This window comes from Kamptonema formosum PCC 10802 (assembly GCF_000332335.1).
In the GTDB taxonomy this organism is placed as follows: domain Bacteria; phylum Cyanobacteriota; class Cyanobacteriia; order Cyanobacteriales; family Oscillatoriaceae; genus Oscillatoria.
On record NZ_KB235948.1, the window covers coordinates 2,238,060 to 2,240,915 of the forward strand.

The 2,856-nt window shown below is 55.9% G+C and carries 1 protein-coding gene; it reads right to left on the bottom strand.

The features are described from left to right. Positions 1 to 321: 321 nt before the first annotated feature. Positions 322 to 2,856 (bottom strand): beta strand repeat-containing protein (locus tag OSC10802_RS52735; protein WP_017716559.1); only part of this gene is annotated, 2,535 nt, incomplete at its 5' end.

The following is a 2,856-nucleotide window of genomic DNA, read 5'->3' on the forward strand; positions in this document are numbered from 1 at the left end:
ATTGGCGAGATGCGGTATGGTCTGCAGCCCGTGCGGGGACGGGGGGTGTTGCGCAAACGCCGGCAGCACTGCTGTCGCCAGAAAGAAGCCGATCGCCGGGAGGTAGAGATGGTTAGGCACCGTTTTCAGCAGGAAAGGGATTGTTGGCATTATTCTAACTCAAATCGCTAATTATAACTTTAAAAAATCCTGTTGGCACCGCTTCGTGAGAGAGCCTCCCTTTCCCTCCTTAAAAAAGGGGGGCTTTGAAAATATCCCCCCTTTGTTAGGGGGCTAGGGGGGATCAAATCGAAAGGCTTGTCGCTAGGAACTACCCTCAGTCTAAAAATTACCGCACTTCACCGGCTCGCTCCGGAAACTTTCGAGTGTGACATGAGGCGAATTGGCCACCAGCTGCACCTGACCGGCAGCACCCATCACCCATCCCGTCGCCTCCACCAGTGGCGGTGCTGGCGGGATGGGGGATTCGGCAGTCTTGCGTGCCTGAGGTTGGGTGGCGGCTGTCCCCACAAGGCGCACGTCCTGCCAAATCGCCGTCCCGTGCAGGGGCTGGCTGGGATCTGCAGGGATTCCGCCGCGCCCGGTAAAGACAAAGCGATTGCCCCGGTCCGCCGCGCAGCCGGTGACAATTTGATTGCTTATGTCACTGAAAGACGCTGACACCTCAAGCAACCCTGCAGCGGGGTTAACATCAGGCGTATTGATTTCCACCGTACCGCTAAACTGGGGGCCGAGATTAGACGTGGCTGTGATGTCGCTCTCCGGGGTAGTGGCATCCCGAAACTGGGTGCCAAAAATCCCAGTGGCGCTCACACTCACCCGCCCCCCCCTGCCTGCTAGAGCGTTAGCGGTGATGTCGCTATCTTCTAAGGCGACAAGCGTATCGGCGCTAATACTAATATTGCCGCCATCGGCGTTATTAGCGTTTGTCACAATAGTGCTGCCCGAACGCATCTGCAAAGAAGATGCCTGTACGCTCAGATTTCCCCCCGCCCCGGAGTTGGTGTTGGCTTCCAGCTTGCCAGCATTATTTAGTCGCACCGAGTCAGCCACCACATTTAACGTGCCGGTATTGCCCGCCCCCAAATTGCTCACGGTAATCAGCCCCCCATCCTGGACGGTCAGCGAGCCGGTCTTAATATTCAGTGACCCCGCATTTCCAGAAGCGTTGGGATTTTGAAACCTGAATATCCTGCCTACTGAAGCTTGAATCTGGGTGACAAATTGAGCGGGATTATCACTGCCAGTGACTTCTACCTTCTGAGCGCCGATTGTAATGTCCCCCGCCTTTCCCCCCGCCAAAGAAGCCGCCGTAATATAGGCCCCATCGCTGAGCGTCAGTCGGGGCGCAGAAATGCTGATATTTCCTCCCGGATACGAGTTGAGGGTAGCAGAGCTAACGAAGCTTTGTCCCCTGCTGCCCGTGGCCAGAATGGGGGAAAAGCCCGACACTTCCACAGACTCCCTAGCTCGAATTGTCAAATTGCCTCCAGGTCCCCCAGTCTCAGAAATTACCGTTTGGCCAACAGCACCGCCGTTACTGGAGGTGATTCCCCCACCATCGGAGATCGTCAGCCGGCCCGTGTCAATGCTGATGTCCCCCGCCTTCCCCGTACCGTCTAAAGCTGCGGTGCTGATCACGGTCAGCCCTACGCTGCCGGCAGGAGTTCCGAACACTTCTACTGTGTCAGACGCTCTGATGGCGATATTTCCCGATGCGCCGTCACCCAAGGTAAGAGTGGTAATGACAGCCCCATCGCGCACCGTCAACCGTCCCGCCTCAATGATAATGTCCCCGGCAGAACCGGCACTCCCCCGCACTGTGCCGTTGGCGATCCCAGAACCGGCCAACTCCACCGTACCGGCACGCAATGTAATGTTTCCCCCCTTTGCCCCACCCAAAGTGCCGGCAATACCCATGAATCCATTGCGCAGCAGCAACAAGCCTCCGGCATCAATGGTCACGTCCCCCGCTGCCCCACCCCCTGTCGTCCCAGTGATGAGAGTAAAATTCGGAGCGAAGGGGTTGATTGTTCCAGTTGTCAGATATTCACTCAATATCTGCTGGTAGCTCTCAAATCCATTGCCGCTCATTTCCACTGAATCGCTGGCGCGAATGCTGACAGCTCCCCCCACACCACTGCCTACCGTTGAGGTGTAAATCTGCGAACCCTCCCCGGCACGAAAGGAATTGGCGCTGATATCTATTCCCCTGCCGTCCATATTCCCAAGCGTCAGAGCCACAAGCCGCGAGTTGCTCAGGGAGACATTTCCCCCCCTGATTTCTATTCTGCCGCTTCCCAGTCCGCTGGTGTTGATTTTGGCACCGGCAGACAGTTGAATGTTGCCGAAATTTTCGATATTTTCATAGTTTGGGCTCAACCCCACCGGCGTTGCGTTGAGGCTGACTAAACCCGGACTGGCGACGCTGCCGAGGTGAATTTCTCCGGTACTTGCAGTTAAATTTCCCCCCTCAAGCTGAATCTCCCCACCAATTAGTGCTAAACTTTGACCGGGGTTCACTTCTAAACCGGCATTGGCAAACAGCGGTAAAATTTCCGGTATTACCTGCATCAAAGGGAGTTGAACTGCAGGTAAACTCGCTCCTGCTCCCCTCGATTGATTGACAATTCTCCCCGGATTTGGCCCGAATTGCAAGCCGGCAGGCACGTTAACTGCCAGCAGCGGCGGCGCTGCCGGATTCGTGGCGCTGAAATCGCTGCCATCTGCAAATTTAATGCTGTTTGCCGTGCTGCCTATAAATGAGCCGCCGATATTTAACTGCGCGTTGGGGCCAAAAATGATGCCCGCGGGATTGATGAAGAACAGGTTAGCGGTTCCACTGGCCCGAATTAA